Genomic DNA, 17,538 nt, shown 5'->3' with positions numbered 1-17,538 from the left:
GTTCTCTCCTGATTCATTTCCACGAGCGGTGGTAGGCGCCCAGCGTGTGCTGCTGCCCCTCCGCCACTTTGTTCAATTCGCTCATCCAGGCCGGCCGCACCGAATAGCGCGCCGGGTTTTGCAGGCATTGGTCGATCGCCTCGCGCCACACCCGCGTCACCTGCGCCGCGTAGGCCGGGCTGCGCTGGCGGCCCTCGATCTTGACGGCGCGGATGCCCATGGCGATCAGCTGCGGCAGCAGCTCCAGCGTGTTCAAACTGGTCGGCTCCTCGATGGCGTAGTAGTTCTCGCCCGCGACGTCGAAGCGGCCCTTGCACAAGGTCGGATAGCTGGCGTTCTCGGTTTCGGTGTAACGGTCGATCAGCACGCCGTTCAGGCGCGACTCCAGGCCCTTCGGCGTCTGCTGCCAGCGCACCGCCTTGGCCGGCGAGCACACGCCGTGGGTGTTGGGCGACTCGCCGGTGGCGTAGGACGACAGCGCGCAGCGGCCCTCGACCATCACGCACAGGCTGCCGAAGCCGAACACCTCGATGTCGACCGGCGTGTTGACCTTGACCAGTTCCACCTGGGCCATCGACAGCACGCGCGGCAGCACCGCGCGCGCCACGCCGAAGTGCTTGTGATAGAAGTTGATCGCCTCGTAATTGGTGGCCGAGCCCTGCACCGACAGGTGCAGGCGTAGATCGGGATAGTGGTCGGCGGCGTAGCGCATCAGGCCGGGATCGGCCAGGATCACCGCGTCGACGCCGGCTTCGGCGGCGCGGTCGATGGCGCTGCGCCACAGCGCGGCGCTGTCCGGCTGCGGATAGGTGTTCAGCGCCAGCAGCACCTTGCGGTCCTTGCGGTGGGCGTAGTCGATGCCTTGGGCGATGGCAGCGTCGTCGAAATTCAGGCCGGCGAAGTTGCGCGCATTGGTGGCGTCGCGGAAGCCCAGATAGACGCAGTCGGCGCCGTTGTCGACGGCGGCCTTCAACGCCGGCAGGCTGCCGGCCGGGCAAACCAGCTCGATCGGCGGTGTGGGAACGGCGGTATGGCTCATGTTCATGGGATTGCACTCAAATGGAAAACCGGCGCGCTGGCCGGAACAAACGGAATGGGACGCGGCGCCCGGCTCAGGCGGGCGCCGTCGCCGTGCCCGGCGCTGCGCCGTTAAGCATGTAGTCGACCAGCTCGCGCACCGGCCGCATCGCCTTGCCGAACGGTAGCGCCTCGCTGCCACGGAAGAACAGGCCGCGCTTGTGGTCGCCCTTCAGCGCGAAGGCCAGCTGGGTGTCGATGCAGAACTGGCCGGCCTTGGCCAGGCCGTCGCGCCAGCCGCACTGCAGCAGGCAGTCGAAGCCGACCGTGCAGTCCTTGGGCTTGGCCTTGCCCTGCAGCTTGCCCTCCTTGTCGAGGTAATTCATCAACCAGGGCGTGCGCACGGCGCGCGCCGGCAGGCCGGCCGTGCTCATGAAAGTGACCGTGTCGTTTGGCCCGGCGTCGAGCAGCACGCGCTTGAAGCCGGCGTCGGCGTCGCCCTCGGTGCTGACGGCGAACGGCGTGCCGAGCTGCACCGCGCTGGCGCCCTGGCCGATCAAGTCGCGCACCTGGGCGTGCCGGTGCAGGCCGCCGGCGACGATCAGCGGCAGCCGCTCGCGTTCGATGCCAAGCTCGCGCAGCAGCGCCAGCGTCTCCTCCAGCACGCGCGGGAAGGCGTAGCGCGGATCAGCCACGCTGGCGCGGTCCGGCGCGCCGAGGTGGCCGGCGGCGTAGCGCGGGTTCTCGATGACGATGGCGTCCGGCAGGCGCTGGCGCCGCATCCACTTCTTCAACAGCAGGGCGATGCCGCGCGCGTCCGACAGCACCGGGATCAGCGCCACATGCGGATGCTCGGCGGTCAGCTCGGGCAGGTCCAGCGGCAGGCCGGCGCCGACCACCAGCGCGTCGGCGCCGGCCTCGCAAGCCTTGCGCACCAACTGGGGATACTGGCTGACGGCGCGCATCACGTTGACCGCCACCATGCCGTGGCCCTCGGCCAGCGCCTTGGCTTGGCCGATCTCGCGTTCCAGCGCGGTCAGGTTGGCCGCGTCGATCAGGGCGCGTTCGCGGCTGCGGCCGGTGGCCGCCATCAGGTCGGCGTGGTGGCGGCGCAGATCGACGCTGGCGATGGTGCCCATCGCGCCGAGCCGCGCCACCGTGCCGGCCAGGCGGTGCGCCGAAACGCCAACGCCCATGCCGCCCTGCACGATCGGCAGCAACAGCCGGTCCTTGATTTTGAATCTCTCGAATACGCTTAACAGCATGGTGTGGCCCGACAAATGACGAGGCCGAACTGTAACGCGCGGGAAGTAAGCAAATCCTTGATGTGAATCAAAGATTTCAATCTTGACCAAATGTGACAATGCAGGCTGACACCAAAGCAATGATGAAGAGGCAAAGAAAATGAGTACCATCGGCAATTTTCTCGGACGCGATCACCGCATGTGCGACGATCTGTACACGTTGGCCGAGGCCCGCGTCGCCACCCGCAACTGGCCCTGCGCCGGCGCCGATTTCGCCGATTTTCGCCAGTGCCTGGAACACCACCTGCGCCTCGAGGAGGCCGTGCTGTTCCCCGCGCTGGAGCTCTGCATGGGCCACAACTGCGGCCCGACCAGCGTGATGCGCGACGAGCACCGCCAGATGCGCGAACTGGTACGGCGCATGGCCGCCACCATCGGCGCCCACCAGCGCGACGACTTCTTCGACCTGGCCCACGCGCTGCGCATGCTGATGCGCCAGCACCACCTGAAGGAGGAAGGCATCCTCTACCCGATGATCGACCGCTTCCTGTCCGAGCGCCACGCCGAGCTGATCGCGGCGATGGACAAGCTCGACGCGCCGCCCGAACCGTCGCCGGCGCCGGCGCCACTGGCTGCCGGCGCGCCGGCCGAGGCTGCACTGGCGAGCGGCGGCGCACAATGAACGCACTGCCGCTCGAACTGCGCGCGCCGCGCGCCGCCCGCCTGCCGGCCACGCCGCAACTGGCCCTGGCGCCGGCGGCCCAGCGCGAGCCGCACTGCTTCGACGCCTGCCTGCGCCAGGCCACGCCGACCGCCAACGCCCTGCTCAAGCAAATCTTCGGCGACAGCGTGATGCCGCGCGGCGAGGCGATCTGGCTGAGCGACTTGATCGAACTGATGGCGCTGTTCGGCGTCGACCCGCGCGCCACCCGCACCGGCGTGTTCCGCCTGACCGAGCAAGGCTGCCTGACCGCGCGCCGCTACGGCCGGCGCAGCGCCTACGCCGTGCTGCCGGACGCCGCCGAGCAGCTGCGCGGCGCCTGGCACGCCCTCAGCGCGCCGCCCGACTACGCCTGGGACGGCAGCTGGACCCTGCTCATCAACACCGGCGGCGGCGGCAGCGCGCCGGCCTTCGCCGCGCTGCGCCGCAGCCTGGCCGAGCAGGGCTACTGCGCGCTGACGCCACAGGTGTTGGCCCGTCCGACGCTGCCGCAACGCTGCGCCGGCGACACCCTGCCGATCCACGCACTGACGCGGCAGGGTGGCGTGCTACAGGTGGCCGGCCAGCAGGTCGACGGTCTCGGCGCGCTGTCCGAGATGGGTCGGCAGGCCTGGAACCTGAGCGCCGCCGCCGCGCCCTACCACGCCTTCCTGCGCCGTTTCGCGCCGCTGCGCCAGGCCCTGGCCGACGGCCAGACGCTCAGCGCGCGCCAGGCCTTCGCCCTGCGCATGCTGGTGGCCGAGACCTACCGCCAGTGCCGCGCCAGCGATCCGCTGCTGCCCAGCGCCTTCCTGCCGCAGGACTGGCCCGCCATGCCGGCCTACGAACTGTGCCTCGACCTGTATCTGCACACCTTCCCGCTGGCGCGCCAGCATGTCGAGCAGACGCTGGGTGAGCCGGTGCCGGTGCCGGTGCCACCATCGCTGCGCAGCGAACGCACGCTGCAACGGCCGCCCTTCCGCATCCACGCGCTGGCCAAGGCCTGAAGCGCACGTAGCCAAGCCAAGAAAACCCACCGGCGCAAATCTAGGGTCAGACCCTCGGGTCTGACCCTGGCTCCCGCCTCTGGGTGGTTTTGTAGCCGCCCGCAGCCCCCACCACGCACCAACATAGCGCGCCGTTTTGGTGCGCCACGCCCCATTTGGCGGCAAATTCCGCCCAAAGATATTCCAAGAATAAACTTCAAAATCAAACACTTAACATTTCGCACCAAAATGGAATGGATATTGCTTTGATAGTGCACGCACTTATTTTGATGCCTTATTTTGGGGAGTTACGCAATGGATGGACGCAACAACGGTGCCGACGCACTCTTTATCCTGCTCGGCGCGATCATGATTCTGGCGATGCACGCCGGCTTCGCCTTTTTGGAGCTGGGCACGGTCAGAAAGAAGAACCAGGTCAACGCCCTGGTCAAGATCCTGGTCGACTTTGCCGTCTCCACCATCGCCTACTTTTTCGTCGGCTACGGCGTCGCCTACGGCATCGACTTCTTCGCCCCGGCCGAGGTGCTGGCGGCCAAGAACGGCTACGAGCTGGTCAAGTTCTTCTTCCTGCTGACCTTCGCGGCGGCGATCCCCGCCATCATCTCCGGCGGCATCGCCGAGCGGGCCAGGTTCTACCCGCAGCTGGCCGCCACCGCGCTGCTGGTCGGCCTGGTGTATCCCTTCTTCGAGGGCATCGTCTGGAACCAGCGCTTCGGCATCCAGGCCTGGCTCAAGCTGGCCATGGGCGCCGAGTTCCACGACTTCGCCGGCTCGGTGGTGGTGCACGCCGTCGGCGGCTGGGTCGCGCTGCCGGCCGTGCTGCTGCTGGGCGCGCGCCGTGGCCGCTACATGAAGAACGGCGCCATCGCCGCCCACCCGCCGTCGTCGATCCCCTTCCTGGCGCTGGGCGCCTGGATACTGACGGTGGGCTGGTTCGGCTTCAACGTGATGAGCGCACAGGCGCTCGACAAGATGAACGGCCTGGTCGCCGTCAATTCGCTGATGGCGATGGTCGGCGGCACCCTGGTCGCCCTGCTGATGGGTAAGAACGATCCCGGCTTCGCCTACAACGGCCCGCTGGCCGGCCTGGTCGCCGTCTGCGCCGGCTCGGACCTGATGCATCCGCTGGGCGCGCTGCTCACCGGCGGCATCGCCGGCGCCATCTTCGTCTGGATGTTCACGCTGGCGCAGAACAAGTGGAAGATCGACGACGTGCTCGGCGTCTGGCCGCTGCACGGCCTGTGCGGCACCTGGGGCGGCCTGGCGGCCGGCATCTTCGGCAGCAAGGCGCTGGGCGGCATCGGCGGCGTCTCCTTCACGGCGCAGTTAATCGGCACGCTGCTGGGCGCCGGCATCGCGGTACTCGGCGGCTTCATCATCTACGGCGGCCTGAAGCTGGCGGTCGGCATCCGCCTCGACCCCGAGGACGAGTTCCAGGGCGCCGACCTGGCCATCCACCGCATCTCCTCGACGCCGGAACGCGAAGCGCAGTCGATGGCGCAGCAGTAGATCCGCCACGGCGGGGCAAGAGCCGGCTCAAGCCCCGCCCTCCTTCGATTCATGCGGCCGATTTTTAGCCTACACTGGTGGAACGGGCCTAAGACGCGACGGGAGGCGGTATGAGCGAGCTGCAGCGGGAAGAACTGGATGCGAAATTAACAACCATCGAGGCCAAGACGAAGCTACAGGCCGCCCAGTCTGAGCTGAGAATGGTAACCATCGAGGGGAAAATCGATGGAATCACCAGCCTGATGAACGAACGCTCCCACTGGATGGACAAGCGCATGGCCGGACTGGAAGCCAGCATGTCCGATCTGGCGAACAGTCTGCGCAATGTTAAATCGACTTTGCTAATTACGGCCATCAGCACCGCTCTGGCCGTTGTTTTTGGCGTCGCCGCGTTCAACGCCGTCCTGCTCTCGAACATGCTTGCCGCGTTTGAGTCTGGCAAGAACATGAAGGCCAATCAAGCGGAACTTCAACACCAAGTCGAGGCGACCGCAGTTTTGCTGAGCAAGCTGCAACAACAAATGAACCAGCCGCCGGCGCCGGCGCCGAAGAAATAGCCCGGCGCCGCCTCAGCCTTCTTCGTCCAGCACGGCCAGCATCTGCTGCGCCCACAGTATCGAATGTTCCTCGTAGGCGATGCCCCGTTGCAGGATCAGGTGGTTGATGCGCAACCGCCGCGTTTGCGGCCGGTCGGGCGGGAAGTCACGCTGCTCGATCTCGCGGTAGCGTTGCAGGCTGTCCCGGTGCAGCAGGATATGCCGCTCCAGCTCAACGCCCAGCCCCAGCGGGCCGATGACGGCGTCGGCGCGCAGCCGCACCGTCAGCTCGTCGCGCAGATCCATCACCGGGCTGGCCTCGCCCACCCAGCGGCCCAGCTCCGCGCGCCCCAACGGCAGCACGCTGTAGATGCGCTTGCGCGTCTTGCCGGCGTCCGGCGCCGTCACCGAGGCTATCCACAGCGCCTCCTCCATGCGTCCCAGTTCACGGTAGATCTGCTGGTGGGTGGCGTGCCAGAAATAGCCGATCGACTTGTCGAAACGGCGCGCCAGGTCGTAGCCCGAGGACGATTTTTCCAGCAGCGAGGTGAGCAAGGCGTGTGAGAGCGACATCGCGGCAGTCTAAACCCGGCCATCCAATTATGCAACCAGTTGCGTAATTACGGATTTTGACCTACGATTATGAAACTAGTTGCATAGTGTTTTTTTATCCACCCTTTGCCGCAAGCCTGAGCTAGCCCCTTCACCTCTTTCTTCCAGGACCGCCATGACCGCCATGACCACCTATCCCCACCTGCTGGCCCCACTCGACCTCGGCTTCACCACCCTGCCCAACCGCGTGCTGATGGGTTCCATGCACGTCGGCCTGGAGGAGGCGCCGAACGGCTACGCCCGCATGGCCGCCTTCTACGCCGAGCGCGCCCGTGGCGGCGTCGGCCTGATCGTCACCGGCGGCATCGCCCCCAACGAAGCCGGCCGCGCCATGCGCGGCGCCGCCGCCCTCTGCACGGAGGAAGAGGCCGAGCACCACAAGGAAGTCACCGCCGCCGTCCACGCCGAAGGCGGCAAGATCGCCCTGCAGATCCTGCACACCGGCCGCTACGCCTACCAGAAGAACGCGGTGGCGCCGAGCGCGCTGCAGGCGCCGATCAACACCGTGGTGCCGAAGGCGCTGAGCGGCGAAGAGGTCGAGCAGACCATCGAGGACTTCGCCCGCTGCGCCGGCCTGGCCCAGTACGCCGGCTACGACGGCGTCGAGATCATGGGTTCCGAGGGCTATCTGATCAACGAGTTCATCGCCGCCCGCACCAACCAGCGCGACGACGAATGGGGCGGCGACTACGCCAACCGCATGCGCTTCCCGGTCGAGATCGTGCGCCGCGTGCGTGCGCGGGTCGGCGCCAACTTCATCATCATCTACCGCCTGTCGATGCTCGACCTGGTCGAGGGCGGCTCCTCGCACGAGGAGGTGGTGCAACTGGCCCAGGCCGTCGAGGCGGCCGGCGCCACCATCATCAACACCGGCATCGGCTGGCACGAGGCGCGCATCCCGACCATCGCCACCAAGGTGCCGCGCGCCGCCTACGCCTGGGTCACCCAGCAATTGAAGGGCAAGGTCGGCATTCCGCTGATCGCCACCAACCGCATCAACACGCCGGAGGTGGCCGAGCAACTGCTGGCCGACGGCTTCTGCGACATGATCTCGATGGCCCGTCCCTTCCTGGCCGATCCCTTCTTCGTGCGCAAGGCGGCCGAAGGCAAGGCCGACCAGATCAACACCTGCATCGGCTGCAACCAGGCCTGCCTGGACCACACCTTCAACGGCAAGATCACCTCCTGCCTGGTGAATCCGCGCGCCTGCCACGAGACCATCCTGACCATCACGCCGGCCGCCAAGCGCGAGCGGATCGCCGTGGTCGGCGCCGGTCCGGCCGGCTTGAGCTTCGCCACCACCGCCGCCGAACGCGGCTTCGACGTCACGCTGTTCGACGGCGCCGAGCAGATCGGCGGCCAGTTCAACATCGCCAAACAGGTGCCGGGCAAGGAGGAGTTCTACGAGACGCTGCGCTACTTCGGCCGCCAGATCGAGCTGACCGGCGTCAAGCTGGAATTGAACCGCCGCGTCTGTGCGCAGGATTTGATCGCCGGCGAGTTCGCCCACGTGGTGCTGGCCACCGGCGTGACGCCGCGCACGCCGGCCATCGACGGCATCGATCATCCGAAGGTGGTCGGCTACCTCGACGTCCTGCGCGACAAATGCGCGGTCGGTAAAACGGTGGCGGTGGTCGGCGCCGGCGGCATCGGCTTCGACGTCGCCGAATACCTGCTGCACAGCGGCCACAGCTCCAGCCAGGACAAGGCGCAGTTCTTCGCCGAATGGGGCGTCGACACCAGCAACCGCAACCGTGGCGGCCTGCAGAAGGCCGAGCAGAAGGCCAGCATCCGCCAGGTCTTCCTGCTGCAGCGCAAAGCCAGCAAGGTCGGCGAGGGCCTGGGCAAGAGCACCGGCTGGATCCACCGCACCTCGCTGAAAAACCAGGGCGTGCAGATGATCGCCGGGGTGGACTACCGCAAGATCGACGACGCCGGCCTGCACGTCACCGTCGACGGCAAGGACAGCATCATCGCGGCCGACACCATCGTCATCTGCGCCGGCCAGGAACCGCAGCGCGAGCTGCAGGCCGGGCTGCTGGCGGCCGGCTGCCAGGTGCACCTGATCGGCGGCGCCGACCTGGCCTCCGAGCTGGACGCCAAGCGCGCCATCAAACAGGGCACCGAGCTGGCCGCCGCGTTGTAAGCGGCCGCTTCAACAGGGGCACGGCATCCGCCGCGCGCCCTTTGCCACATTAGGAGAGCATCGATGAGCAGCACCCTACCCTCGTTTGACACCCTGACCCTGAGCGTCGAAGATCACATCGCCACCGTGCGCCTGAACCGGCCGGAAAAGATGAACGCGATGAACCTGGCGATGTGGCACGACATCCGCGCCGCCTTCCAGTGGATCGACGCCGCGCCGCAAGTGCGCGTCGCCGTGCTGGAGGGCGAAGGCAAGGCCTTCACCTCGGGCATCGACCTGCAGATGATGATGAGCCTGGGCGGCCAGATCCGCGACGACTGCGACGGCCGCACCCGCGAGGCGCTGCGCCGCCTGATCCTCGACCTGCAGGACACGCTGAGCAGCCTGGAACGCTGCCGCAAGCCGGTGCTGGCGGCGGTGCACGGCGCCTGCGTCGGCGGCGGCATCGACCTGATCGTCTGCGCCGACATGCGCTACTGCTCGGCCGACGCCTGGTTCAGCATCAAGGAGATCGACATCGGCATGGTGGCCGACGTCGGCACCCTGCAACGCCTGCCGCGCCTGATCGGCGACGGCATGGCGCGCGAGCTGGCCTACACGGCGCGCCGCGTCGACGGCGCCGAGGCGCGCCAGATCGGCCTGGTCAACCGCGTCTTCGACACGCCGGAGGCGCTGCGCGCCGGCGTGCGCGAGATCGCCGCCGCGATCGCCGCCAAGTCGCCGCTGTCGGTGCGCGGCGTCAAGGAGATGCTCGGCTACGCGCGCGACCACACGGTGGCCGACGGTTTGAACTACAACGCCACCTGGAACGCGGCGATGCTGATGTCGAACGACCTGCAGGAAGCCATGATGGCCAACATGGCCAAGCGCGCGGCCGAGTTCAAGGACTGAGCTAGCGGTCTGACGGCGGCGGCCAAACCACCCAAAGGCGCACAGCCGGGGTCGGACCCCGCGGGTCCGACCCCAGTTTTACGCCCTTGGGTTTGGCTGGCCGATAGACACGCATGCGCCGCCGCAAAAAACAAAACCGGCACGTGGCGCGCAAACGCCAGGTGCCGGCCGCTGGGCCGAGCGGGGTGGCCGGTCGCCTACTGCAGCGCGACGGCGCTGGCCACCACACCGTAGGCGCGGTTGGCCTCGGCCAGGGTGAAGGCGGACGGACTGTCGGTCAAGGCCACATGGTCGGAACGGCCGCTGCGATAGGTGAGCGGCATCTGATAGCGGCGCAGCTCGTCTTCGCTGACCTTGCCGTCGTAGTTGGTGTCGGCCACTTTTTCCGCCTTGGCACTGTCAAACTCGTGGAACTCGCTGGACGCGTCCGGCTTGGTCAACGCTTCAACGCCGTCCTTGGCGTTGGCGGCGGCCAGGCCGAAGCGGGCCTGGAAGATCTGCGTCTCGGGACGGTTGGCCAGCTGTTGCAGGCCCTCGAAAAATTGCTCCAAAGCCAACTTGGTCGCCGCGTCTTCGCTGCCGATGCCGCCCTGCGACTTCGACTGGGTGTCCGACTGGGTGTTGTTCCGCGTGGTGTTGGCCGTGCTGTCGCTGGCCAGGGACTGCGAGCGGGCCTGCTCGGCGGGGTCGAGCTCGCTGGCGGCCAGATCGGCCTGGTAGGCGGCTTCGGACGGTTCGTCCATGCGATCCGGCATGCGGATAGGCGCGGCACGCCGCGCCGCGATCACCGCGGCGGCTACAGACGAATTGTTGATTGCTTGGATCATGGCACCACTCCCATCTAGACGGTCGCGATTCGAACCGGCACTGGCACAGGCCCTATGCTGTGCGGACTTTGCCGGCCACTATGGTCAGCAACTACGTTAATACATATTGTAACAGTGTATTGACTAAACAGAGCATTGTATTATAGCAACATCCCGGCCAGCCCGATTAAGCCAGGCTATCGCCCGTCCGGACCGCCCTCCGGGCCGCTCTGCGAACCGCTCTCCGCTTCAAGGGGCGGTGAAATCGATCACGACGCGCGACGGCACACGGCCGCTCTGTAAGCGCTCGAACACGTTGTTAATCGCCGACAAAGGTTGCAGCTCGTAGTCGGCCTTGACCTTGCCGGCCGCAGCGAAGGCCAGCGCCTCGGCCATATCCTGCCGGGTGCCGACAAAGGAGCCGCGGATCGTGATGCAGTTGGCCACCACGTCGAACAGCGGCGTCGGAAATTCGCCCGGCGGCAGGCCGACCAGCACGCAGGTGCCGCGTTTGCGCGTCATCGCCACGCCCTGCTGGAAGGCGCTCAGCGACGGCGCCGTGATCAGCACGCCGTGGGCGCCGCCGCCGGTGGCCAGGCGCAAGTCGCCGACCGGGTCGCCGCGCTTGGCGTTGAACACCAGCTCGGCGCCGAGGCGGCTGGCGTGGGCCAGCTTGCCGTCGTCGATGTCGATGGCGCAAACCCGCAAGCCCATCGCCAGCGCGTACTGGATGGCCAGGTGGCCCAGACCGCCGACGCCGGAGATGGCGATCCACTGGCCCGGCTTGGCGCCGCTTTCCTTGATGCCCTTGTAGCAGGTGACGCCGGCGCAGATGATGGGCGCGGCGTCGGCGGCCGACAGGCCGGCCGGGATGCGGGCGACATACGTCGGGTCGGCCAGGATGTATTCGGCGAAGCCGCCGTTGCGCGTGTAGCCGCCGAACTGGGCCTCGCCGCAGACGGTTTCCCAAGCGGTCAGGCAATGCTCGCAATGGCCGCAGGCGGAGAACAACCAAGGCACGCCGACGCGCTCGCCCAGCTTGACGGCCGTGACGCCCTCGCCCAAGGCCACCACCAGGCCGATGCCCTCGTGGCCGGGGATGAAGGGCAGGCCAGGCTTGACCGGCCAGTCGCCATTGGCGGCGTGCAGGTCGGTGTGGCAGACGCCGCAGGCCTCGGTCTTGACCAGGATCTGGCCGGGACCGACGGCGGGGATGGGAAGTTCGCGCAGCGCCAGCGGCTGGCCCAGGGTTTCGACGACGGCGGCATGCATGGTGGTGGTGGTGCTCATTGGCTGCTTTCAAGGGGGCGGCCGGAACACGCTCCGGCCAATCGGGCGCGGCGGCAAGACACGATCCGCCCGGCGCCAACTTGATACGCATCCATTATGACGATTGCGCAAGGGCGTTGTATTTGATCCACATCAAATCACCATATGATCGCTGCCACCTGGCCCCGGCACAATTTCCAGCAATGTTGGATTTTTCATGGATAATTGGCAAGATAATCAATTGATACATGGATGGCGTATGAAATCGAAGAGCTACATCGTCGGCATCCTGCGCCTCTTGGCCGGGCTTGATGGCCGGCCCGTCGCGCTGCCAGAGCTGGCGCGGCGACTGCTCGCCGGCGAAGGCGAGCCGGGGAAATTGCCGGTGACGAGAGCCCGCGACGACCAGTTCGAGCGGGAGGCCATCCATGCTCTGGAGCGAAAACTGGCGCCACTGATGCAGGAACTGGCCGACCTCAAGGTCATATGGCTGAACGACGGCGTCGTCGCGCTGGGCGCCGCGCCGCCCGGCAACCAGCCCCCCGGCCCACCCGATGGCGGCGCCGGCGACGGCGACGGCGGCTCGGGCCTGGGCGAGGTGCTGGCCCACCCCATCCTATTTGCCTACAGCGAGGAAGACCTCGACCTGACCCTGGACGCCGCGCTGGAAGAGTTCGAATAAACGATGAATACCCTGTCCCTGCTAGCGTTGAAATGCGCCTACAACACCTTCGACCTGTCTTCCGGCCTGAGCAACGTCAGCATCCGCGATCAAATGGTCCGGGCCAAACTGCTGATCCGCGATCTGGTCCATTCCAAAGAACCCTGCCGCGAGATCCTCATCGTCGGCGCCGGCATCGCCGGCGCCTGCGCCGCGGTGGAAGCGGCCAAACACGAGATCCGCGTGGTGTGCGTCGACCGCAACGAGCGGCCGTTCCAGCTTCAACACGTCAGCGCGCACCGCTATGTCGGACCGTATATGTACGAATGGCCGGCCGCCTTCAGCGAGCTGCAACACTTCCCGCCGCTGGACTGGCCGGACGCGAAAACCATGTCGAAATTCTTCCGCACCGAGTTCGGTTGGCGCGCCCTCGAACCGATGGCCTCGAACGTGCTGGCCGACAAGCTCGACACCTGGCTGCGCGATCGGCTGGCCGCGCCGGCCACGCCCGCCCAGCCGCACCCGGAGTTCTTGATGGCGCTGCCCGCCGCGCAGGTCAGGCAGTATGTCCTTGCCTTCATCAAGGGGCGCAAGCCGCTGGCCGGGCAGTTCAAGGCGGCGCGCCATTGGCCCGACGGCAGCGTCGCCGACGTCGACATCCGGCCCGATTTCGTCATCCTCGCCGCCGGCATGGGCCGGGAGAACTGCACCTTGGTCGAGGGCGTCGAGGGCATCAAGTTCTGGAAGGACGACACGCTCTGGCAACCGGCGGTGAACACCAAACAGGTCGGCATTTTTGGCGGCGGCGACGGCGCCATGCAGGATTTCCTCCGCGTGCTGAGCATATTCAACCATCCGCTGGCGTTCATCGAGGCGCTCAAGCAGGACCACGCCGTGCGCGTGCTGCTCGAACGCGAGTACGCCTACCTGCTGTCGATCGAGCAGCAGCACCGCCTGGAATCGACCTGGACCCTACCCAGCGCCAGCCACGACATCTGGCGGCAGATCGACAGTCAATGCCGCGAGGTGGCGCAGCGCCTGGCGATGCACTATTGCGTGCGGCGGGCGGTGGCCGCCGGTGTGAAACCGGATGGCGGCGGCAGGGTCGAATTGTTCTGCCGCGAGGCGTATTTCGGCAAGGCGTATTTGCTCAACCGCTTCATGCTGCACTTGCTTAACACCTGCCGGCGCGAATCGACCGAGGAGTTCGACGGCCGCCTGCCCTTCGCCATCCATTTCATGCGCGAGGCGCGCAGCGGCAGCGTCAGCCATGGCATCTACGACATCGTCGTCGCCGACACGAAAAACCCGATGGGGCAGGAGCGCAAGAAATTCGAGGTGGTGGCGGTGCGCTTCGGCGTCAACCGCGACACCACCGCCGTCAAACAACTGCTGGGCTTGAAGAACAAGGCGCTGGCCAGCCGCACCAGCATGGCGCAGATCCCGCTGCCCTTCTTCTGATCCCGGCCTCAGCGCGGCAGGCCGATGACGATCTGCCGCGAGGCGTCCCACAGGCGCGCGGCGGCGTCCAGGCGGAACACGGTGAACGGCACCTGGCCGACGATGTCGCCGTGCTCGTCCCAGTCGATGTCGGCGTAGGCGCCGGCGTAGTCGACGTCCTGGCCCTGCCGCACCAGGCTCAGCGCGCCGGCGATGTCCTCCGGCCCGACCTTCCGGCCCGGCGCGTTCATCACCTGGCGCAGGCTGTCGCGGATCATCGCGCCGCTGGGGTTCTTGCTGCCGTTGACCAGGCCGGCGCGCTCGATCGCCAGCGCCATCACCATCACGATGTCGTAGGTCGGCGCGGTGAAGTCCTGCGGCTCGCCGCCGTACTGCGCCATATAGCTGCGGCGGAAGAACTGGTAGGAGGCGTTGCCGTACAGGCCGATGGTGGCGGCCGAGCCGCTGGCGGCGCCGGCCACCTTGCCGGGATCGGCCAGGTTGTCGATGAAGGTCTGGTTGCCGGCCGCCGTGCCGGGCAGCAGCCACAGGCCGGCGTACTGGTAGGGCAAGGCTTCGTTGAGCACGTTGGCCGAGATGTCGGCCGCCAGAATGCCGTTGAGCACCACGTCCGGCTTGGCGTCGAACACCTTCTGCAGATACGGCGCGAAGCCGCTCTTCAGGCCGAAGGGGATGGCCACCGTCGCCACCACCTGCCCGCCCAGCGCCCGGAAGGCCGGCGTGAACAGACTGTTGAGGCCGGCACCGAAGGCGTCGCCCTCGTTGACCAGCACCGCGGCGCGGCGCTTGCCGGCGTCGAAGGCCACCTTGGCCAGCACCGGCGTGGCGTCGACGTCGGAGACGCCGACGCGGAACACCAGGTCGGCGTCGGCGAGGGTGGTCAGCGTCGGCGAGGAGCTCGACTCGGTGAGGATGGGCACGCCCTTGGCCAGCGCCAGCGGCAGCAGGTTGAGCACGCGGGTCGAGGTCGACACGTTGAGGATGGGCACGCCGGCGGCGATCAGCTGGGCGCCCATGTCCTGCGCCTCGGCGTTGTCGCGCGCCACCAGGGCGATGGCGTTGAGGCGCTTGCCCAGCACGCCGCCGGCCTCGTTGATCTGCTTGGCCGCCAGCAGGAAGGCGTCGCGCGTCGAGGTGCGCCAGCCGACCGAGGCGATGTTGATGGCGTTCGGATCGAGCATCGCCTGCAGCGGGTTGGCCGGCAGCGGCGTCGTCGCGTCGCCGCCGCCACTCCCGCCGCCGCAGCTGGCGAGGGCGCAGGCGGCCAGCAGCACCGGCACGGCGCGCCGGCCGCCCCTAGAAACGGTATTCATATTGCAGCCCATAGCGCCGTCCCAGCGAAGGATAGTCGATGCCGCCGACGCCGGGATCGACGTAGCGGCTGTTGCGCAGGTCGCGCACCTGCAGGCGCAGCTGCGCGTGCTTGTCGACGCTCCAGCGCGCCGTCAAGGTGGTGTCCACATAGGCCGCCAGTTGGTAGTCCTGGTTGGCCAGCAGCACGTTGGCGGTGGCGGCCGGCCGCGCGCCGACATAGCGGTTGTCGATGCTCAGCGTCAGCCTTTGCTCCAGCAGGCTGGCGCTGGCGCCGAAGTTGGCGCTGTTGCTGGGGAACAGCTCGCCGCCCGGCCGCTGCGCCAGCGGCGCCAGGGTGTAGCGGTTGAGGCCGCGCTGGGTGTTGGCGCGGCTCAGGTTGGCGTAGGCGTTGAACCAGTCGCGCTGGTAACGCAGTTCCAGCTCGGCGCCGTTGACGGTGCTGTCGCTGCTGTTGCGCGCCACCACGTTGAAGAAGGCCTGCTCCAGCGTGACCAGGTCGCTGACCTTGGTGTGGTAGAGCGCCAGCGTGGCGTTCCAGTGCGCCGACGGCGGCGTACTCAGCTGCGCCTCCAGGGTCTTCGACTTCTGCGGCGCCAGCTCGGGGTTGCCGCGCAGGTCGCCCGGCTGCACGGCGGTGCGGTACAGCAGTTCGGCCGACGGCGCCTGGAAGGCCGTGCCGCCCAGCAGCTTCAAGCCCCACTGGCCCGGCAGCGTGCCGACCAGGCCGGCGCGCAGCGAGCGCTGGCTGCCGTAGACGCCGTGGCGGTCCTGCCGCCCGCCCAGGATCGCCTGCCAGTTGGCGCCCAGGCCGAACTGCCACTGCGCGTACAGGCCGGTGTTGCGCAGGGTGCGCCGGCCCGGCTCGCTGAGCTGGAAGTCGCTGCCGTCGACCAGGCTGTGGCGCTGGAACGATTCCAGCGTCTCGCGGTCGCGCAGCAGGTCGATGCCCAGCAGCAGGCTGCTCTGCGCAGCCGGCTGCCACAACCACTCGGCGCCGCCGTCCAGCGCCTTGTAGCCGAAGCTGCGCACCAGATAGTAGTCGGCGGCGCCGGTGCGCAACAGGTCGCCGGCGGCCGGGCTGCCCTGGCCATAGCTGAGACTGGCGCGCAGCGTGCTCTGCTCGCTCAGCGCGTGGCTGTAGTTCAGCCGCACGAAGCCCTGCTCCAGCGTGACGTGGCTGGGCGGACGCAGCAGCGGGTTCAGGCTGGCGAAGACGTTGTCGCTGTCCTGGCGCTGCCAGAACAGGCTGGTCTGCAGCTCGTCGCGCCGGCCCTTCCACAGGTCGCGCAGATACAGGCTGCGCGGCGCGCTGGCGTCCTCCGGCGCGGCGGCCGTCCTGGCGAAGCGCGCGTAGTCGGGCGAGATGCGCGGCAAGGCCAGCCCGGCGCGGTCCTCCTGCGCGCCCTGGAAACCCCAGGCCACGGCGTGCTGGTCGAACTGGATCGTGCCGCTGCCCGACAGCAGCGTGGCCGAGCGGCCGTCGCGGCCCCACTCGTGGCCCAGCGCCAGGCGCTGGGCGGCACCGTCGCGGCGGGTGATGATGTTGACGGCGCCCAGCAAGGCGTCGGCGCCGTACAGCACCGACACCGGGCCGCGCACCACCTCGATGCGCTCGACCATGCTCATCGGCACCAGTTCGAGGCCGCTCCACTGCTGCTGCGTGCTGCGGAAGGCGATCGCCTGGCCGTCCAGCAGCAGCTTGATCGAACGGCTGGCCGACTGGGCGCCGGCGTTGATGCCGCGCACGCCGAAGTTGTGGTTGAGCCGGTCGTCGCTCTCGACGAAGCCGGCGACGTGGGACAGCGCCTCGGCCACGCTCTGGTAGCCGTAGCGGGCGATGTCGTCGGCGGTGATCAGGGTGACCACGGCCGGCGTGGCGTACAGCGGGGTGGCGGTCTTGGTGGCGGTGAGCACCTTGACGTTGCGCAGCTGTTCCAGGCTGAGGTCGAAGTCGGCCTCCTGCTGGGCGCGCGCCGGCGGCGCCAGGAGCGCGGCCAGCGCCAGACACAGCGGGATCGTCGACGGCTGGCGCCGCGGCGCCCGCGCCGTCTGCCTGCCTGCTGTGCCGTTCGCCATGCGCGCCCTCCCCGGTTGCGGTCCGCTGCACAAAGTATTCCCCAATTCGCGCCGCATCACAAGCACGGTCGTGTCTTTTGGGAACGATTTGCGACACCGGCGGCGCGCCCGCGCCGGCCGACAAAAATGTCCACTCACGGCTGGACGATTCGGCTAGAATCTTTAAAGTAAGTTGCGGCCAAGAAGCATTTTCAACGCCGCCAACCGAGTCCTGCGTGAAGGGAGGGCAAGATGCCGAGGCTGTCGTCGCACGCCGCGCGCCGCGACGGCGCCGCCCCGCCACGCCCGC

The 17,538-nt window shown here is 67.8% G+C and carries 15 protein-coding genes; 8 read left to right on the top strand and 7 right to left on the bottom strand.

Annotation, left to right across the window (positions count from 1 at the left end):
• Nucleotides 1-13 precede the first annotated feature (13 nt).
• Together ubiU and H7U20_RS18810 are read right to left on the bottom strand one after the other, a co-directional pair.
• A complete protein-coding gene (gene ubiU / locus H7U20_RS18815; RefSeq protein ID WP_458351870.1) occupies nt 14-1,039 on the bottom strand; it encodes a ubiquinone anaerobic biosynthesis protein UbiU in 1,026 nt (341 codons plus the stop codon).
• Between the two features lie 73 nt (nt 1,040-1,112).
• A complete protein-coding gene (locus H7U20_RS18810) occupies nt 1,113-2,282 on the bottom strand; it encodes an NAD(P)H-dependent flavin oxidoreductase (protein WP_199760675.1) in 1,170 nt (389 codons plus the stop codon).
• A 139-nt stretch (nt 2,283-2,421) separates the two neighbouring features.
• Here H7U20_RS18810 and H7U20_RS18805 point away from each other — a divergent pair, with 139 nt between their 5' ends.
• The 4 genes from H7U20_RS18805 to H7U20_RS18790 all read left to right on the top strand — a co-directional run bounded on the left by H7U20_RS18805 (nt 2,422) and on the right by H7U20_RS18790 (nt 6,034).
• Nucleotides 2,422-2,943 carry a hemerythrin domain-containing protein gene (locus H7U20_RS18805; RefSeq protein WP_199760674.1) on the top strand — a complete coding sequence of 174 codons (522 nt, stop codon included), beginning with the start codon at nt 2,422-2,424 and terminating at the stop codon, nt 2,941-2,943.
• Entirely contained in the window at nt 2,940-3,968 is a 1,029-nt protein-coding gene (locus H7U20_RS18800) for a PaaX family transcriptional regulator (RefSeq protein WP_199760673.1), read from the top strand. Before H7U20_RS18805 ends, H7U20_RS18800 begins: the two co-directional genes overlap by 4 nt.
• Nucleotides 3,969-4,262: 294 nt before the next feature.
• Entirely contained in the window at nt 4,263-5,477 is a 1,215-nt protein-coding gene (locus tag H7U20_RS18795; RefSeq protein WP_199760672.1) for an ammonium transporter, read from the top strand.
• A gap of 110 nt (nt 5,478-5,587) precedes the next feature.
• Nucleotides 5,588-6,034 carry a hypothetical protein gene (locus H7U20_RS18790; protein ID WP_199760671.1) on the top strand — a complete coding sequence of 149 codons (447 nt, stop codon included), beginning with the start codon at nt 5,588-5,590 and terminating at the stop codon, nt 6,032-6,034.
• A gap of 12 nt (nt 6,035-6,046) precedes the next feature.
• Here H7U20_RS18790 and H7U20_RS18785 read toward each other — a convergent pair whose 3' ends face one another.
• The gene (locus H7U20_RS18785; protein ID WP_199760670.1) at nt 6,047-6,586 is read right to left on the bottom strand and encodes a PadR family transcriptional regulator; all 540 of its coding nucleotides are present in this window, start codon (nt 6,584-6,586) and stop codon (nt 6,047-6,049) included.
• A gap of 163 nt (nt 6,587-6,749) precedes the next feature.
• Here H7U20_RS18785 and H7U20_RS18780 point away from each other — a divergent pair, with 163 nt between their 5' ends.
• Nucleotides 6,750-8,771 carry an oxidoreductase gene (locus H7U20_RS18780; protein ID WP_199760709.1) on the top strand — a complete coding sequence of 674 codons (2,022 nt, stop codon included), beginning with the start codon at nt 6,750-6,752 and terminating at the stop codon, nt 8,769-8,771.
• A 63-nt stretch (nt 8,772-8,834) separates the two neighbouring features.
• The gene (locus H7U20_RS18775; protein WP_199760669.1) at nt 8,835-9,662 is read left to right on the top strand and encodes a crotonase/enoyl-CoA hydratase family protein; all 828 of its coding nucleotides are present in this window, start codon (nt 8,835-8,837) and stop codon (nt 9,660-9,662) included.
• Between the two features lie 197 nt (nt 9,663-9,859).
• Here H7U20_RS18775 and H7U20_RS18770 read toward each other — a convergent pair whose 3' ends face one another.
• Nucleotides 9,860-10,489 (bottom strand): hypothetical protein, encoded by a 630-nt coding sequence (locus tag H7U20_RS18770; RefSeq protein ID WP_199760668.1) that lies wholly within the window; start codon nt 10,487-10,489, stop codon nt 9,860-9,862.
• A gap of 228 nt (nt 10,490-10,717) precedes the next feature.
• The gene (locus H7U20_RS18765) at nt 10,718-11,758 is read right to left on the bottom strand and encodes a zinc-dependent alcohol dehydrogenase (protein ID WP_233410888.1); all 1,041 of its coding nucleotides are present in this window, start codon (nt 11,756-11,758) and stop codon (nt 10,718-10,720) included.
• 238 nt (nt 11,759-11,996) lie between these two features.
• Between H7U20_RS18765 and H7U20_RS18760 the strand changes: the two genes are divergently transcribed.
• Both H7U20_RS18760 and H7U20_RS18755 read left to right on the top strand, forming a co-directional pair.
• On the top strand, nt 11,997-12,419 hold the full coding sequence (locus H7U20_RS18760) for a hypothetical protein (protein ID WP_199760667.1): 423 nt from the start codon (nt 11,997-11,999) through the stop codon (nt 12,417-12,419).
• A gap of 3 nt (nt 12,420-12,422) precedes the next feature.
• Nucleotides 12,423-13,859, top strand: a complete 1,437-nt coding sequence (locus tag H7U20_RS18755; RefSeq protein WP_199760666.1) for an NAD(P)-binding protein — start codon at nt 12,423-12,425, stop codon at nt 13,857-13,859.
• Between the two features lie 8 nt (nt 13,860-13,867).
• Here the strand turns inward: H7U20_RS18755 and H7U20_RS18750 are convergent, their stop codons facing one another.
• Nucleotides 13,868-15,172 (bottom strand): ABC transporter substrate-binding protein, encoded by a 1,305-nt coding sequence (locus tag H7U20_RS18750; protein ID WP_199760665.1) that lies wholly within the window; start codon nt 15,170-15,172, stop codon nt 13,868-13,870.
• On the bottom strand, nt 15,156-17,249 hold the full coding sequence (locus H7U20_RS18745) for a TonB-dependent receptor plug domain-containing protein (protein WP_199760664.1): 2,094 nt from the start codon (nt 17,247-17,249) through the stop codon (nt 15,156-15,158). The genes H7U20_RS18750 and H7U20_RS18745 overlap by 17 nt, the downstream gene beginning before the upstream one ends.
• Nucleotides 17,250-17,538 lie beyond the last annotated feature (289 nt).

Origin of the sequence: Rugamonas violacea, assembly GCF_016461825.1 — a bacterium.
GTDB lineage: Bacteria > Pseudomonadota > Gammaproteobacteria > Burkholderiales > Burkholderiaceae_D > Rugamonas.
The sequence above is the reverse complement of the archived record's forward strand: the minus strand, read 5'-3'. Positions and strand labels throughout refer to the sequence as shown.

Bases quoted from the DNA above. Each gene is read 5' to 3' on its own strand.
- H7U20_RS18795 (WP_199760672.1), top strand. From the start codon at position 4,263: ATGGATGGACGCAACAACGGTGCCGACGCACTCTTTATCCTGCTCGGC.
- H7U20_RS18775 (WP_199760669.1), top strand. From the start codon at position 8,835: ATGAGCAGCACCCTACCCTCGTTTGACACCCTGACCCTGAGCGTCGAA.
- H7U20_RS18760 (WP_199760667.1), top strand. From the start codon at position 11,997: ATGAAATCGAAGAGCTACATCGTCGGCATCCTGCGCCTCTTGGCCGGG.
- H7U20_RS18750 (WP_199760665.1), bottom strand. From the start codon at position 15,172: ATGAATACCGTTTCTAGGGGCGGCCGGCGCGCCGTGCCGGTGCTGCTG.
- H7U20_RS18805 (WP_199760674.1), top strand. From the start codon at position 2,422: ATGAGTACCATCGGCAATTTTCTCGGACGCGATCACCGCATGTGCGAC.
- H7U20_RS18765 (WP_233410888.1), bottom strand. From the start codon at position 11,758: ATGAGCACCACCACCACCATGCATGCCGCCGTCGTCGAAACCCTGGGC.
- H7U20_RS18745 (WP_199760664.1), bottom strand. From the start codon at position 17,249: ATGGCGAACGGCACAGCAGGCAGGCAGACGGCGCGGGCGCCGCGGCGC.
- H7U20_RS18785 (WP_199760670.1), bottom strand. From the start codon at position 6,586: ATGTCGCTCTCACACGCCTTGCTCACCTCGCTGCTGGAAAAATCGTCC.
- ubiU (WP_458351870.1), bottom strand. From the start codon at position 1,039: ATGAGCCATACCGCCGTTCCCACACCGCCGATCGAGCTGGTTTGCCCG.
- H7U20_RS18770 (WP_199760668.1), bottom strand. From the start codon at position 10,489: ATGATCCAAGCAATCAACAATTCGTCTGTAGCCGCCGCGGTGATCGCG.
- H7U20_RS18755 (WP_199760666.1), top strand. From the start codon at position 12,423: ATGAATACCCTGTCCCTGCTAGCGTTGAAATGCGCCTACAACACCTTC.
- H7U20_RS18790 (WP_199760671.1), top strand. From the start codon at position 5,588: ATGAGCGAGCTGCAGCGGGAAGAACTGGATGCGAAATTAACAACCATC.
- H7U20_RS18800 (WP_199760673.1), top strand. From the start codon at position 2,940: ATGAACGCACTGCCGCTCGAACTGCGCGCGCCGCGCGCCGCCCGCCTG.
- H7U20_RS18780 (WP_199760709.1), top strand. From the start codon at position 6,750: ATGACCACCTATCCCCACCTGCTGGCCCCACTCGACCTCGGCTTCACC.
- H7U20_RS18810 (WP_199760675.1), bottom strand. From the start codon at position 2,282: ATGCTGTTAAGCGTATTCGAGAGATTCAAAATCAAGGACCGGCTGTTG.